Origin of the sequence: Pseudomonas brassicacearum, assembly GCF_918698105.1 — a bacterium.
Lineage (GTDB): Bacteria > Pseudomonadota > Gammaproteobacteria > Pseudomonadales > Pseudomonadaceae > Aquipseudomonas > Aquipseudomonas brassicacearum_F.
Window position 1 is genome coordinate 252,112 of the sequence record NZ_CAKKMI010000001.1, and the last position, 14,054, is coordinate 266,165.

The 14,054-nt window shown below is 65.3% G+C and carries 9 protein-coding genes; all 9 read left to right on the forward strand.

Annotation, left to right across the window (positions count from 1 at the left end; genetic code table 11):
• The first annotated feature begins 2 nt into the window (after nt 1-2).
• The 9 genes from LQ215_RS01050 (at nt 3) to tagQ (ending at nt 13,934) form a co-directional block, all read left to right on the forward strand.
• Nucleotides 3-1,313, forward strand: coding sequence for a DotU family type VI secretion system protein (locus LQ215_RS01050; RefSeq protein ID WP_013694571.1), 1,311 nt, complete (start codon nt 3-5; stop codon nt 1,311-1,313).
• Nucleotides 1,310-4,810 (forward strand): type VI secretion system membrane subunit TssM, encoded by a 3,501-nt coding sequence (tssM, locus tag LQ215_RS01055; protein ID WP_230147006.1) that lies wholly within the window; start codon nt 1,310-1,312, stop codon nt 4,808-4,810. The genes LQ215_RS01050 and tssM overlap by 4 nt, the downstream gene beginning before the upstream one ends.
• Nucleotides 4,807-5,460: a type VI secretion system-associated protein TagF gene (gene tagF, locus LQ215_RS01060; protein WP_230147007.1), complete on the forward strand. Its 654-nt coding sequence runs from the start codon at nt 4,807-4,809 to the stop codon at nt 5,458-5,460. Before tssM ends, tagF begins: the two co-directional genes overlap by 4 nt.
• Entirely contained in the window at nt 5,461-6,192 is a 732-nt protein-coding gene (locus LQ215_RS01065; protein WP_046064486.1) for a PP2C family protein-serine/threonine phosphatase, read from the forward strand.
• Entirely contained in the window at nt 6,189-9,278 is a 3,090-nt protein-coding gene (locus LQ215_RS01070; protein WP_290369060.1) for a serine/threonine-protein kinase, read from the forward strand. The genes LQ215_RS01065 and LQ215_RS01070 overlap by 4 nt, the downstream gene beginning before the upstream one ends.
• Complete coding sequence (locus LQ215_RS01075; protein WP_053189197.1) at nt 9,278-9,994, forward strand: ABC transporter ATP-binding protein; 717 nt, start codon at nt 9,278-9,280, stop codon at nt 9,992-9,994. Before LQ215_RS01070 ends, LQ215_RS01075 begins: the two co-directional genes overlap by 1 nt.
• The gene (locus LQ215_RS01080; protein WP_230147008.1) at nt 9,994-11,190 is read left to right on the forward strand and encodes an ABC transporter permease; all 1,197 of its coding nucleotides are present in this window, start codon (nt 9,994-9,996) and stop codon (nt 11,188-11,190) included. The genes LQ215_RS01075 and LQ215_RS01080 overlap by 1 nt, the downstream gene beginning before the upstream one ends.
• A complete protein-coding gene (locus LQ215_RS01085) occupies nt 11,183-12,910 on the forward strand; it encodes a formylglycine-generating enzyme family protein (RefSeq protein ID WP_230147009.1) in 1,728 nt (575 codons plus the stop codon). Before LQ215_RS01080 ends, LQ215_RS01085 begins: the two co-directional genes overlap by 8 nt.
• An 85-nt stretch (nt 12,911-12,995) precedes the next feature.
• Nucleotides 12,996-13,934, forward strand: a complete 939-nt coding sequence (gene tagQ / locus LQ215_RS01090) for a type VI secretion system-associated lipoprotein TagQ (protein WP_230147010.1) — start codon at nt 12,996-12,998, stop codon at nt 13,932-13,934.
• Nucleotides 13,935-14,054: the final 120 nt, after the last annotated feature.

A 14,054-nucleotide genomic window follows, 5' to 3' on the forward strand; every position in this document is an offset into this window, starting at 1 on the left:
CGATGAGTAACGACGATCGTACCCAGTTCATGCCGACGCCCGGTGGCCGTGGTGGAGATCCCTTCCGCCCGGACGCGGGTCGGCCACAGCCGACGCCTGCGCCCGCACCGCTGTCGATGCCGGCCGCGCCGGTCCTGACCGGCAAGGCCGAGGGGCTCAACCCGCTGGAGAGCGCCGCCGGCCCGCTGCTGGCGCTGCTGACGCGCCTGCGCAACACCATTGCCCACCCGGCGCCGGCCAGTCTGCGCGCGCAACTGCTGGCCTACCTGCGCCAGTTCGAAGAGCGTGCCGAGGCCGCCGGCGTGGTGCGCAACGATGTGTTGCTGGCCCGCTACGCCTTGTGCACCGCGCTGGACGAAGCGGTGTTGAGCACGCCGTGGGGCGGCACCAGCGATTGGGGCAAGCAAAGCCTGCTGATCACCGTGCACAACGAAGCCTGGGGCGGCGAGAAGGTGTTCCAGTTGCTGGAGCATTGCCTGCAAAGCCCGCGCGAGCGCCTGTATCTGCTGGAGCTTTTGTACCTGTGCATGTGCCTGGGTTTCGAAGGGCGCTACCGGGTGATGAACGACGGTCGCAGCCAACTGGAAGCGTTGCGTGAGCGCACCGCCGCCGTCATCCGCAGCGCCCGTGGCGACTACGAGCGCGAGCTGTCGCCGCACTGGCGCGGTGTCACCGTGGCCCGTGATCGACTGGCGCAATTCATGCCGCCATGGATCGCCGTGGCCATCGGCGCCGCCCTGTTGCTGGCGCTGCTGTTCGGCCTGCGCATGAAGCTGGCCTCCGATGCCGAGCCGGTGTTCAAGAACATTCATTTCCTCGGTGAAATCCCGGTGCAGACCATCGACCGCCCCGTGGTGCAACCGAAGGTGATCGAGCGACCACGCCTGGCCGGCTTCCTCGCCGATGAAATCCGCGCCAACCGCATTGCCGTGGAGGACGCCGTCGACCGCTCGGTGGTGACCATCCGCGGCGATGAGCTGTTTGCCTCGGGCAGCGCCAGCATCAAGGACGACTTCCAGCCGCTGATGCTGCGCATCGCCGATGCGGTGCGCAAGGTCAAGGGCCAGGTCCTGGTCACTGGGCACAGCGACAATCGGCCGATCGCCACCCTCCGGTTCCCGTCCAACTGGGCGTTGTCCGAAGCGCGGGCGCAATCGGTGCTGCAAATTCTCTCGGCCAAGACCGGCCAGCCCGAGCGCTTCAGCGCCGAAGGCCGCAGCGACACCGAGCCGTTGGCATCCAACGCCACCACAGAGGGGCGTGCGCGCAACCGTCGGGTTGAAATCACAGTATTGGCGGAGGGGGTCGAGTGAAGGCGTTTTTCAGTTTTATGACCCGCTGGGTCATCCCATTGCTGGGGCTGATCGCCCTGAGCCTGATCATCTGGTTCGTGGGCCCGCTGCTCGATTGGCTGGTGCCCGAAGGCCGGCGCTGGGCGTTGATCATCCTGGTGTTCGCGGTATGGATCGCCTACCGGGTGTTTCGCATTATCCAGGCGCGCCGTCAGGCCGCCGAAGTGATGCGCAGCCTGGCCGCGCAAACCCCACCGGACCCGACCAGCATCGCCACCGCCGAGGAGCTCGAAACCCTGCGCCAGCGCATGGACGAAGCCTTGGCCCTGCTCAAGAAAGCCAAGCTGGGCGGTGACGAGCGCCGTAATCTCTACGAGCTGCCGTGGTACGTGATCATCGGCCCGCCGGGTTCGGGCAAGACCACCGCGCTGGTCAACTCCGGGCTGCATTTCCCGCTGGCCGCGCAACTGGGCGCCGGTGCGGTACGTGGTGTCGGCGGCACGCGCAATTGCGATTGGTGGTTCACCGACCAGGCGGTCCTGCTCGACACCGCCGGCCGCTACACCACCCAGGACAGCGACGCGACCATCGACAAGGCCGCCTGGCTGGGCTTCTTGGGCCTGTTGAAAAAGCAACGGGCCCGACGCCCGATTGATGGCGCGTTCATCGCCATCAGCCTGTCCGACCTGCTGCTGGGCAGCGACGCCGAGCGCGCCGCCCATGCCGCCGCAATCCGGCTGCGGATCCAGGAGCTCTACACCCAACTGGGCGTGCGCTTCCCGATCTACCTGATGCTGACCAAGCTCGACCTCGTGCCTGGCTTCATGGAGTATTTCGATACCCTGAGCAAGGAAGAGCGCGCCCAGGTCTGGGGCATGACCTTCGCCCTGGACGATGGCAAGAGCAGCGACAGCCCGCTGGCGCACCTGCAAAGCGAATTCACCGGCCTTGAGCAGCGCCTCAACGACCGCTTGGTGGAACGCCTGCAACAAGAGCGCGACCCGGCGCGGCGCGATCTGATCTACGGCTTCCCGCAGCAGTTCGGCGCCTTGAAAGATTGCCTGCAAAGCTTCCTCGAAGGCGTGTTCAAACCCAACGCCTTTGAAGAGCGCGTGTTGCTGCGCGGCGTGTATTTCACCAGCGGCACCCAGGAAGGCAGCCCGATCGACCGCCTGATCGGCTCCATGGCCCAGAGCATGAACCTGGACCGTCAGCACCTGGCGCGCCAGACCGGCACCGGGCGCAGCTACTTCATCGAAAAACTCTTCACCGCCGTGGCCTTCGCCGAGCGCGGGCTGGTGGGCGTCGATCCGAAAGTCGAGCGGCGGCGCAAGTGGATCGCCCGCGGCGTTCTGGCCTCCACCGTGGTGCTGGTGTTGGTGGTCAGCACGTTGTGGTGGGTCAGCTACCGCGCCAACCAGGCCTACATCGCCCAGGTCGACCAGAAGGTCGCGCCGTTGGGGCAAACCGTGCAGAACCTCAGCCCGGCACAACGCGACGTCCTCGCCGTGTTGCCGTTGCTCAACGCTGTGAAACACCTGGCTGACGACGCCCCGAGCTGGGCCGAAGGCCTGGGCTTGTACCAGGGCGACATGCTCGAAGCCGAGTCCGGCAGCGTCTACCGCAAGCTGCTGATCGCGGTGTTCGCGCCACGCTTGCTGACGCGCATCGAAGAGCAGCTGCACAGCGGCGGCAATTCGGATTTCCTCTACGAAGGCTTGAAGGCCTACCTGATGCTCGCCGACACCGAGCATTACGATGCCGACTTCATCAAGGCCTGGATCGCCCTGGATTGGGACCGCAGCCTGCCGCGGGACTTGCCGGCCGAGCAGCGCCAGGCCCTGACCGCGCATTTGCAGGCGTTGTTCGAGCGGCGTCCGCCCCTGGCGCGCCTCGACCCACGCCTGGTCGAAGACCTGCGCCGCCAGTTGCAGCAATTGCCGGTGGCCCAGCGGGTCTATGACCGGATCAAGCGGCAGAAGCTGCCTGAAGGCATCCCGGACTTTCGCATCAACGAAGCCGCCGGGCGTGACGCGGCGCTGGTGTTCAGCCGCAAGAGCGGCAAGCCATTGGGCGAGCCGCTGAGCGGGTTCTTCACCGTCAAGGGCTACCGCCAGGGCTTCTTGCTCACCAGCCTGAGCCAGACCGGCACCCTGGCCGAAGAGCAATGGGTGCTGGGCTTTGAGCAGGCCGATCAGCAGAACGTCGCCAGCCTGGCCGCCGACGTGCGTCGCCTGTACTTCCAGGACTACCTGCGCCAATGGGATGCCTTGCTGGCCGACATCGACTTCGTGCCGATCACCAGCGTCGCCCAGGCCGCCGATGTGCTGCGGGTGATTTCCGGCCCGACCTCGCCGTTGAAAAAACTGTTGGTGGCGGTGGCGAAGGAAACCGACCTGCAACAGGATGAACGCCTGCTGGCCGCCCAAGGTGCGCCGGTGGAAGGCGGTGTGGACAAGCTCAAGGAACGCCTGGGCAGCTTGCTCGGCCAAGAACAGGCGACGCCAAACGCGCCGGCGCAAAGCGATGACCCGATCACCGCGCACTTCGCCGAGCTCAACAGCATCGTCAGCAAAAGCGAAGGCGAGCCGGCGGCCATCGATGGCTTGCTGGCCGACATGAACGCTTTGTACGTGCAGGTCAGCGCCATGGTCGGTGCCAGCGGCGACGCCTTGCTCGGCGAAGCCAAGAACCAGGCCTCGGCCGCCGCTACGCGCGTCAGCCTCAATGCCGAACGCCAGCCGCCGCTGGTGCAGGGCCTGGTCAAGTCGGTGGTCAACTCCACCACCAACAGCATGATGGGCGGGGTGCGCAACCAACTCAACGCCGCCTGGACCAGCGAAGTGGTGAACATCTATCGCCAGTCCCTGGCCGGGCGCTATCCGATGTCGCCAGGCAGTGCACGGGACGCGACCCTGGACGACTTCGGCCAGTTCTTCGGCGTCGGCGGGGTGATGGACAACTACTTCCGCAAGTACCTGCAACCCTACGTCGACACTTCGACTCCGACCTGGCGTTGGCAGCCGGGCGCGGCGCAGAAACTCGGCATCGCCCCCGGCGTGCTGCAGACCTTCCAGCGCGCGGCGACCATCCGCGATGCGTTCTTCCGTTCCGGTGGCACGCAGCCGATGGTGCGTTTCGAGCTCAAGCCGGTGGCGATGGACTCGACCATCACCCAGTTCCTGCTCGACCTCGACGGCCAACAGTTGAGCTACGACCACGGCCCAAGCCGCCCGACCGCCATGCAGTGGCCGAACCCGGGCAGCATCGGCGTGGTGCGGATCTCGATCATGCCGCCGTCGTCCAGCGGTCGCTCCGGCATCACCCTGGACGGGCCGTGGGCCTGGTTCCGGCTGCTGGAGCAATCGGACCTGACCGCCGGCAACTCGCCGGATCGCTTCAACCTGCGGCTGCGGGTCGATGGCGCCAGCGCCTCTTATGAGCTGCGGGCCAACAGCGCCTTCAACCCATTCAAGAGCCGGGTGCTCAGCGGCTTCAGCCTGCCGGAGCGGCTATGAGTACAGCGGGCTTTTATGGAAAGTTGGCCAGCCGCGGCGATTTCGTCAGCCGTGGCTTGCCCCAGAGTTTTATCGGCCCGTGGGATTCGTGGCTGGCGGCGGGTTTGCTCGCCAGCCAGACCAGCCTCGGCGAGCGCTGGCTGGATGCCTATCTGGTCAGCCCGCTGTGGCGCTTCATGGTCGCGCCGGGTGTGTGTGGTCCGGACGCCGCGGTCGGGGTGGTGATGCCGAGCATCGACCGGGTCGGTCGTTATTTCCCGCTGACCGTCGCGATGCTGCTGGAGCCCGACGCGGACCCGGCGTCGGTGGTGGGCGGTGCGGACGAGTGGTTTGAACGGGTCGAGAACCTGTTGCTGAGCACGTTGAGCGTGGAGGCCAGTTTCGAGACGTTCAACGAACAGCTGGAGACCCTGGGCAGCCCGATGGTCCTGCCGCGCACGCCGAGCAGCCGCTTTGCCAGCCTGCATCGTTTCGATGCCACCGACCCGCAGCGGCGCATGAGCGCCCTGGCCGAGGCGGCCTGCGAAGGCGCGAGCCTGTGGTGGGGCCAGGGATCGGAACGCATTGCCCCAGGTTTGATGCGCTGCCAGGGACTGCCGGCGGCGGCTGATTTTGCGCAATTTTTGCTCGGCCAAGAAGGTGTTGTGTAGATGCGTCCAAGTGCCGGAAAAGCAATCAAGTCTGCAAGCAAGAGCCATGTCGGAATGGTCCGCCAGGTCAACGAGGACGCCTGCCTGGACCTGCCGGAAAATGGCCTGTGGGTGGTGGCCGACGGCATGGGCGGGCACGCGGCGGGCGACTACGTCAGCAGCCTGATCGTCGACAGCCTGCGCAGCATTGCCGTCGGGCGTTCGCTGGACGAATACGTCGCGGCGCTGCAAAGCGACCTGTTGCGGGTCAACGCCGCCGTGCGTGAAGAAACCGCCAACCGTGGCGTGACGATGATGGGCAGCACCGTGGTGGTGTTGGCCGCTCGTGACCTGCGCGGCATGTGCCTGTGGGCCGGTGACAGCCGGTTGTATCGCCTGCGCGACGGCGTGCTCGAAGGCATCTCCCGCGACCACAGTTACGTCCAGGATCTGCAGGACAGCGGCCTGCTCAGCGAAGCCGAAGCGCGGGTACATCCGCGGGCCAACATCGTCACCCGGGCCATTGGCGTCGAGGCGCAACTGAACCTGGCGCTGACCGAGCTGCTGCTGGTGCCCGGCGACAGTTACCTGTTGTGCAGCGACGGGCTGACCAAGACCGTCGAGGACGATGAAATCCGCGAAGTATTGAGCCACGACGAGCCCGGCGAAATCGCCAGCAGCCTGGTGTCCCTGGGCCTGATGCGCGGCGCGCCGGACAACATCACTGTGGTGGTCGTGAAGGTGCCGTCATGAGCTTGACCCTGAACATTGTCATCCCCGGCTACGACATCGAAGGGCCGATCGGCGAAGGCGCGATGGCCAGCGTGTACCTGGCGACCCAGCGTTCGCTGGAACGCAAGGTGGCGTTGAAAGTCATGGCTGCCGCGCTGGCCGCCGACCCGACCTTCTGCGAGCGTTTCCTGCGCGAAGGCAAGACCCTGGCGCGCCTGTCGCACCCGCACACCGTCACCATCCACGACATCGGCAACGTCGGTGAGCTGTATTACATGGCGATGGAATACCTGCCCAACGGCACGCTCAAGGAACGCATCGCCGCGGGCCTGACGCCGGAGCAGGGCCTGACCTACATCCGCCAGATCGCCTCGGCCCTGGGTTATGCCCATGGGCTGGGCCTGGTCCACCGTGACGTCAAGCCGGCCAACATCCTGTTCCGCGCCGATGGCACGGCGGTGCTTTCGGACTTCGGCATCGCCAAATCCCTGGACGACCGCACCCAGTTCACCCAGGCCGGTTTCGCCGTCGGCACGCCCAGCTACATGAGCCCGGAACAGGCCCGTGGCCAAGACATCGACGGCCGCGCCGACCTGTATGCCCTGGGCGTGGTGCTCTACGAAATCCTCGTCGGCAAGCTGCCGTACACCGGCAACGACGCACTGTCCACGGCCCTGGCGCACCTGACCGAACCCTTGCCGGAACTGCCGGTACACCACGGCCGTTACCAGGACGTGTTGCGCAAGCTGCTGGCGAAGGATCCGGCAGAGCGTTTCCCGGATGCGGCGGCGTTGCTGCGGGCGTTGGATAACCTGCCAGACGAATCGGCGGAAGCGACGCTGATCCGGCCGTTGTCGTTGCAACTGCCGACCACAGCGCCTGCGGTGGATGACTTGGCGGGTTTGACGCCCATGTCCATCGACATTCCCAGCGGCCCGGCTTATTCAGCACCACCGCCACAATCGCAGCCCAAACCCGTTGCGCCGCCAGTAAAACCGCCGGTTCAATCCTCGGTGTCGGAGCAGCGCAAGGGGCCGGTGTTCGCCCTGGCCGCCGTTGCGGTCGCCGTGGCGCTGGCGTTGGGTGGCGCGGGTTATTGGTGGTTGGCCGGTGATGACGGCAAAGACGTGAAGACGCCAGTGGCCACGACCACCTCGGTCAAGCCACCGGAAGTGAAGCCGCCGAAGACCCCCGAGGTGCCGGCGGTCAAACCACCCGCTGCCCAGCCACCCGTGGCGACCGAGGCCGATGGCGGCCAGCGTCCGCTGTTGATGGCCGGCAAGAAAACCCTGTTTCAGCGCGTGCTCAGCAAACCGGGGGCTAAGCTCGCCGAGGCGCCGGGCGCCGTGCCGGGCAAGGCGCTGCCGGCGTTTTCCGTGTTGTACGTGTATCAGCGCAAGGACGTGGATGGCAGCGCCTGGGTGCGGGTCGGTGCGGCCACTGACGGGCGCAGCGACGGCTGGTTGCCCGCCGCCCAGGTCAGCGACTGGAAGCAAAGCCTGGTGCTCAAGTTCACCGAGCGTTCCGGCCGTGCGCCGGTGATGTTCCTGCGTCAGCCTGGCCAAGTGGAAAAGCTCCTGGCCAACCCATCGGCCGCCAAGAACGTGTTGCTCAAGGCCCAGCAGAGCCCGCAGGAGGATCAGCAAGTGCTGGCCCTGGAACCGGCCGCCAGTGCGGTGCCGCAGAGCCAGTTCTACCTGTTGCCGATCTTCGATTCCCGCGAGAGCCTGGATGAAAACGGTCAACCGGTGCAGTTGCTGAACGTGGCGTCGATCGATCCGGGCAACACCCCCAAGGCGTCCGGCAACACGCCGATCACCACTGCCAACGCCGACGCGTTCCGCACCGCCGTGGTGCTGGTGGTGGACACCACCGTGTCGATGCAGCCCTACATCGACCAGGTGCGCGACGTGGTCCACGAACTGCAAACCCGCATTGCCGAGCGTGGCGAGTTGGACAGCGTCAGCTTCGGCATGGTGGGTTTCCGCAGCAGCATCAAGAAAACCCCGGGCCTGGAGTACACCGCCAAGACCTTGATCACCCTGGAGCAGGGCCGCGACCCGCAACGTTTCATGGAACTGGCGCGACAGGTCAAGGCCTCGACGGTGTCGAGCCATTCGTTCAACGAAGATGCGTTTGCCGGGGTCATGGAAGCCGTCGAAGGCATGGACTGGTCCGGTTACGGCGGGCGTTTGATCCTGTTGGTCACCGACGCCGGCGCCCTGCGCAAGAACGATCCCTTTGCCGCCACGCAAATGAATGAGGCCGAAGTGCGCCAGGCCGCGCTGGGCAAGCAGATCAAGATCTACGCTTTGCACCTGCTCAGCGACGCCGGCAAGAAAACCCACGCCGGCGCCCAGAGCCAGTACCGCACCCTGACCGCCGACGCCAACCCGCAGATCGGCGACTTGTACATCCCGGTGCCGGGCGCCGACGTGCGCAAGTTCGGCGAGCGTGTCGACGAGATCGGCTCGGTCTTCGCCGACCTGGTGCATCAGGTGCGCAGCAACAAGGCGCAAAGCGTGCCGCTGTTGAGCGCCGCGCCGAGCCTGGCCGACAAATCAGCGGCGGTCGGCTACGCGATGCACATGGACTTTTTGGGACGCAAATCCGCCAGCCAGGCGCCGCAACTGGTCAGCGCCTGGACCGCCGACCGCGACCTGACCAACCCGGCGCTGCCGGCGTTCCAGGTCTGCGTGATGCTGACCAAGCTGCAACTCAACGACCTGCAGCAGTCGCTGAAGCTGATCGTCGACGCGGCCCGCAAGACCCAGAGCTCGCCCAAGGATTTCTTCCAGGAAATCGCCAGCGCCAGTGCCTACATGAGCCGCGACCCCTCGGCCTTGCGCAAGGGCGGCAACCTGGCCAACGGCGGGATTCTCGGCGAGTACCTCGAAGGGCTGCCGTACCGCAGCAAGTCGCTGAACATGACCCAGGATTTGTGGCTGTCCTTGAGCGTGGCCGAGCAAGAAGATTTCATCGACGAGCTGGACTCGAAAATCCGCCTCTACGAAACCTTCCACAACGACCTCGCCAACTGGGTGCGCTTCGGCGACGCCGAGCCGGGCGATGCCTTGTACCGCGTTCCGTTGTCGACGCTGCCGTGATGCTGACCCTGAACGCTGTGCACAAAAGCCGGGGCGCCGGCAGCCAGCGCTACAGCCTGGTGATTCCACGGCTGCATTTGCGCGGCGGCGAACAACTGGCGGTGGTCGGTCCCAGTGGCTGTGGCAAGAGCACCTTGCTGGACTTGCTGGCGCTGGTGTTGGCACCGGATCAGGCCGGGCAGTTCGACTTCACCCCCGCCGACACGCCGCTGGACATCGCCAAATTGTGGCGTGCGTCGCAACAGGGCACCTTGGCTGAGCTGCGCAGCCGTTACCTGGGTTATGTTCTGCAAACCGGCGGCCTGTTGGGCTTCCTGGATGTGCGCGGCAACATCGCGTTGTCGCGCAAATTGCTGGGCTTGAAGGATGACGCAAGCGTGACGCGCCTGGCTGGGCAGTTGGACATTGCCGATCAACTGGACAAGAAACCGGCGGACTTGTCCGTCGGCCAACGTCAGCGGGTCAGCTGTGCCCGGGCGTTGGCCCATGGGCCGCGCCTGTTGCTGGCCGACGAACCGACCGCCGCCCTCGACCCGCTCAACGCCGAGCGCGTCATGCAGTTGCTGGTGGCCCAGGCGCGCGAGCACGGCGTGTGCTGTGTGGTCGCCACCCACGACGAGGCGCTGGCCCGCGCCAGCGGTTTGCAGGTGCGGCGCATCAGTTGCCGTCGCGATGTCGACGGCGGTGTCACCGCCACCCTTGGGGAGGCTTGCTGATGCGCGGCGCGCTGGTGGCTTCCCTGGCCTGGCAGGATTACCGCAACGATGCCTGGCTGTCGGCCTGCTCGGTGTTGGCTTTGATGGCCGTGGTGGCGCCGTTGCTGGTGCTGTTCGGCCTGAAGTTCGGCCTGGTCAGCAGCCTCACCGAACGCTTGCAGAACGACCCGGCGACCCGGGAAATCATCCCCTTGGGCGGTGGTCGTTTCAGTGCCGAATTCGTCGAACAATTGAGCCTGCGCGGCGACGTGGCCTTTGCTTTGCCGCGCACCCGGCAGATCGCCGCTACGGCGGATTTGAGCGACGATGCTTCGGTCGTCACGGTCGAGATGATTCCCACCGCGGCCAGCGATCCCTTGTTCGATCATTTGCCGGTGCCGCAAGGCTTGGATCAAGTGGTGCTCAGCCAGACCGCCGCGGAAAAGCTCGGCGCCAAGGCCGGCGATTGGTTGCAGGCCAGTTTCGGCCGGCAGGTGGCCGGTCGCAGTGAGGCGCAGCGCACCCGTGTGCAGGTGCTGCACGTGCTGCCCTTGGAAGCCTTCGCTCGGGACGGCTTGTTTGCGCCGCTGGCGTTGCTGGAGGCGGCGGAGGATTACCGTGACGGCCGAGCCGTGTCCGCGTTCGGTTGGCCCGGCGATGCTGTGGGCGCGAGCGAGCAACGGGTCTACCCGGCGTTTCGCCTGTACGCTCGCAGCCTCGGCGACGTCGAGCCGCTGCGCCAGTACTTCGCCGGGCAAAACCTGCTGGTTTCGACTCAGGCCCAGACCATCGCCCAAGTGCAATCGTTGAGTCGCAATCTGTCGATCGTGTTCTGGATCATCGCCGGGTTGGCGTTGGCCGGGGCATTCGCGGCGATTTTTGCCGGTGCCCTGGCAGCGGTCGAGCGTAAGCGCCGGGAGCTGTCGGTGTTGCGCCTGCTGGGGGTTTCCACCGCGGCGCTGTTGCTGTTCGTGGTGTTGCAGGCGCTCTACAGCGCCACCTTTGCGGCCCTGTTGAGTGCCGGCCTGTACGGCCTGGCGCAGTCGGGCCTGAATTATTTATTTGCGCAGATGCCCGGCGAGTACGCCAGCCATCTGCTGGTGCGTCATTACGCGTTGGCCCTGGTGGCCGTGCTCGGCGTCAGTGCCGTCGCGGCGGCCTGTGGTGGCTGGCGGGTGGCGCGCATCCAGGCGTGTGAAGGAATTCGCGATGTATAAGTTATTGGGCGCCGCCGTGGCGCTGAGCCTCGCCGGTTTGGTCTGGGCGGATGAGAGCACGGACAAGCTGGACAACCCCAAGCCATTGCCCGACGACGTCAGCCTGCCGCTGCCGTGCGAAGGCCAGATGGTGTTCCGCTACGTCTACATCCTCGCCCAAGGCACCCTGGACGACCGTGAGATCAGCCTTGGTTACCCGTTCAGCGAAGGCGAGGCGGGCTATCAACAGTCGTTCATTTCCGGCTACCGGCGCGACTTCATCAACGGCCAGTTCACCCTCAAGGACCTGCCCAAGGACTGGAACAAGACCATCACGCCGTTGATGCCCAAGACCGACGCCAAGACGCCGCTCAAGCCGATGCTGTACTTCATCGGCAAGTACGAGGTCACGGCCCGGCAATACGCCCAGGTCATGGCCCAGGCGCAATCGCTGGCCAGCGGTGAAGCGGCGCCGGCCTGCGAAGCCTTGCAAGCCGAATTGCCCCAAGGCGTGGCCGGGCGTTTGCCCAAGGTGAAACTGTCGAAGTTCGAGGCTGAGCGTTTCTCGGCGGTGTACAGCGCCTGGCTGATGAAATACCACAAGGACTTGCTGCCGGTGAGCGGCCGTGGCACCTCCGCCGAAGATGGCGGGCTGGGTTTTGTGCGTTTGCCGACGGAAGTCGAGTGGGAATTCGCCGCCCGTGGCGGCCAGGCGGTGAGCCGTCAGGACCTGGAAGGGCGCCTGTTCCCGCGGCGCCTGGAAGGCAGTGAAAGCGACGGGCCGCTGGCCGATTGGGCGGTGTTCAACCAGGTCGCTGGTGGCACCGGTCAGGCGGCACGGCTGTTGCCCATCGGCACCAAGCTGCCGAACCCTATCGGTTTGTTTGACGTGGTGGGCAACGCCGCCGAGATGGTCCAGGAATCCTTCCAGTTGGTGCACGCCGGTCGCCGCCAGGGCGCCTATGGCGGCTTCGTGGTCAAGGGCGGCAACTACCTGGAAGGCGAGGGCACGCTGTTCACCGGCATGCGCCGCGAATACCCGCTGTTCGCCGCCGACGGCACCGAGCAAAGCAACGAAACCACCGGTTTCCGCGTGGCCGTCGGTGCGTTGTCGGCGCCGCGTTCGCGCTACAAGGAATTGTTCGCCCAATGGCAGAAAGAAGGGCGGCTCGCGTCGCTGACCGATGCCATCGACGATGCCGACGACCCGACCAAGCGCCTGGACAGCATCATCGCCGCCAGCGTCGATCCGCGCCTGCAAGCCGAACTGGGCCTGGTCAACGAAGAGCTCAAGCGCAACGTCTCGCTCATCGCCCAGCAGCGCGAGGAAGCGGCGGGCAACCTGATTCAGTCGTCGGCCTTGGTGGCCGAGACCGTCAACAACTACAACATTCGCCTGACCAATCTGCAGAACAGTCGGCAAGCCGCGCTGGATGCCAAGGATGAGGCCAGCGCCACGCTGTTCGCCACGGCCATCGATAACGGTCGCAGCGCGCTCGAGGGCGCGGTGGCGATTTATATCGACAACCTGGCGACCGGCACGCGCTACACCGATGCCGTGATCCAGGCGCAGTTCCAGCGCATCAAGGAAGAATTGGAGCGCAAACCGGTACTGGGTAAGAGCCTGGTGGCGCGTGCAACGTTATTCGTTCGTCATGTCGGGGACTATCGTCAGCAAAAACGAGCCGACCCGGCGGCGATATTGAAGGAATTGCTCGCATCGAGCGCTCAGCGGTCTTGAGTGTTCGTTGTCAGCGAGCTTGGAAGGGACTCAGGCGGCGATAGCGCCGCGCTGAGCGGGTCAATACTTAAATGAGAACACAACTATGCTTTTCTCCCGTAAACCATTTGCTTCGGTTTCCAAGCGTCACTTGCTGATGGTCGCTGTCGGCTTCAGCACCGTACTGACCGGCTGCGCCACGTCGCCGACCTCCAAGGTCGCCTCGAGCACCAAGGTCGAGTACTACCCGAACTGCTACGAGCCGGTGCAGCACCTGCGCTCCACCGAAGGCAACATGACCAAGTCGGTGGTCACCGGCGCGGCCGTCGGCGCAGTCGGCGGTGCACTGCTGGGCGCCCTGACCGCCGATAAGGAAGACCGTGGCCGCAACGCCGCCATTGGTGCCGCGGGCGGCGCCCTGGCCGGTGGTGCAGCCGGTTACTACACCGAGCGCCAGAAGCAGATCGCCGATGACAACCAGCGCATCGCGTCCTACGCCGCTGACGTCAACAAAAGCGTCTCCGACATCGACCGCAGCACCGCCTACGCCAAGACCTCGCAGCAGTGCTACCAGAACGCGTTCAGCAAACTGGTTGCCGACCGCAAGGCCAAGACTGTCAACGACACTGAAGGCCGCAAGCGCCTGGCAGAAATCGTTTCCGGCCTGAAAGAGTCGAATGATCTGATCGTTGCGGTCAACGGCAAGGCGTCCGAAGACCTGAACAACTACACCCAGGCTTACGAGAAAGACCTGCAGCAAGTGGGTGTGCAGCGTACTGACGTGGTGACCGTGGCCACCGCCGATACCACGCCGGTTGTGGCGCAGACCAGCACCAAGACCAAGAAGAAAGTGACGCCGGCGAAGAAGAAAGAACTGCCAGTCGTGCCGAAAGAAGCGGTGACCACCGAGAAAACCCTGCAGACCGCCAAGGCCAAGCAGGATGAAAGCAAGCAGGTCGCTAGCGCGGGTACCACTCAGGTCAACAGCATGTGCAAAAACCCGGACCTGGGCGACTGGGCACCGGTGCCTTGCCCGAATGTTTGATTGAGTGAGGGCGGCTGGTCACTGATCAGCCGTCAAAACCCAAAACCCTGTGGGAGCGAGCTTGCTCGCGATGGCGTCGGTTCAGTTGGCATTCATGTCGACTGACACCCCGCCATCGCG

Excerpts from the sequence above, each read along its gene's own strand:
- LQ215_RS01050 (WP_013694571.1), top strand. The coding sequence starts at position 3 with ATGAGTAACGACGATCGTACCCAGTTCATGCCGACGCCCGGTGGCCGT.
- tagF (WP_230147007.1), top strand. The coding sequence starts at position 4,807 with ATGAGTACAGCGGGCTTTTATGGAAAGTTGGCCAGCCGCGGCGATTTC.
- LQ215_RS01065 (WP_046064486.1), top strand. The coding sequence starts at position 5,461 with ATGCGTCCAAGTGCCGGAAAAGCAATCAAGTCTGCAAGCAAGAGCCAT.
- LQ215_RS01070 (WP_290369060.1), top strand. The coding sequence starts at position 6,189 with ATGAGCTTGACCCTGAACATTGTCATCCCCGGCTACGACATCGAAGGG.
- LQ215_RS01075 (WP_053189197.1), top strand. The coding sequence starts at position 9,278 with ATGCTGACCCTGAACGCTGTGCACAAAAGCCGGGGCGCCGGCAGCCAG.
- LQ215_RS01080 (WP_230147008.1), top strand. The coding sequence starts at position 9,994 with ATGCGCGGCGCGCTGGTGGCTTCCCTGGCCTGGCAGGATTACCGCAAC.
- LQ215_RS01085 (WP_230147009.1), top strand. The coding sequence starts at position 11,183 with ATGTATAAGTTATTGGGCGCCGCCGTGGCGCTGAGCCTCGCCGGTTTG.
- tagQ (WP_230147010.1), top strand. The coding sequence starts at position 12,996 with ATGCTTTTCTCCCGTAAACCATTTGCTTCGGTTTCCAAGCGTCACTTG.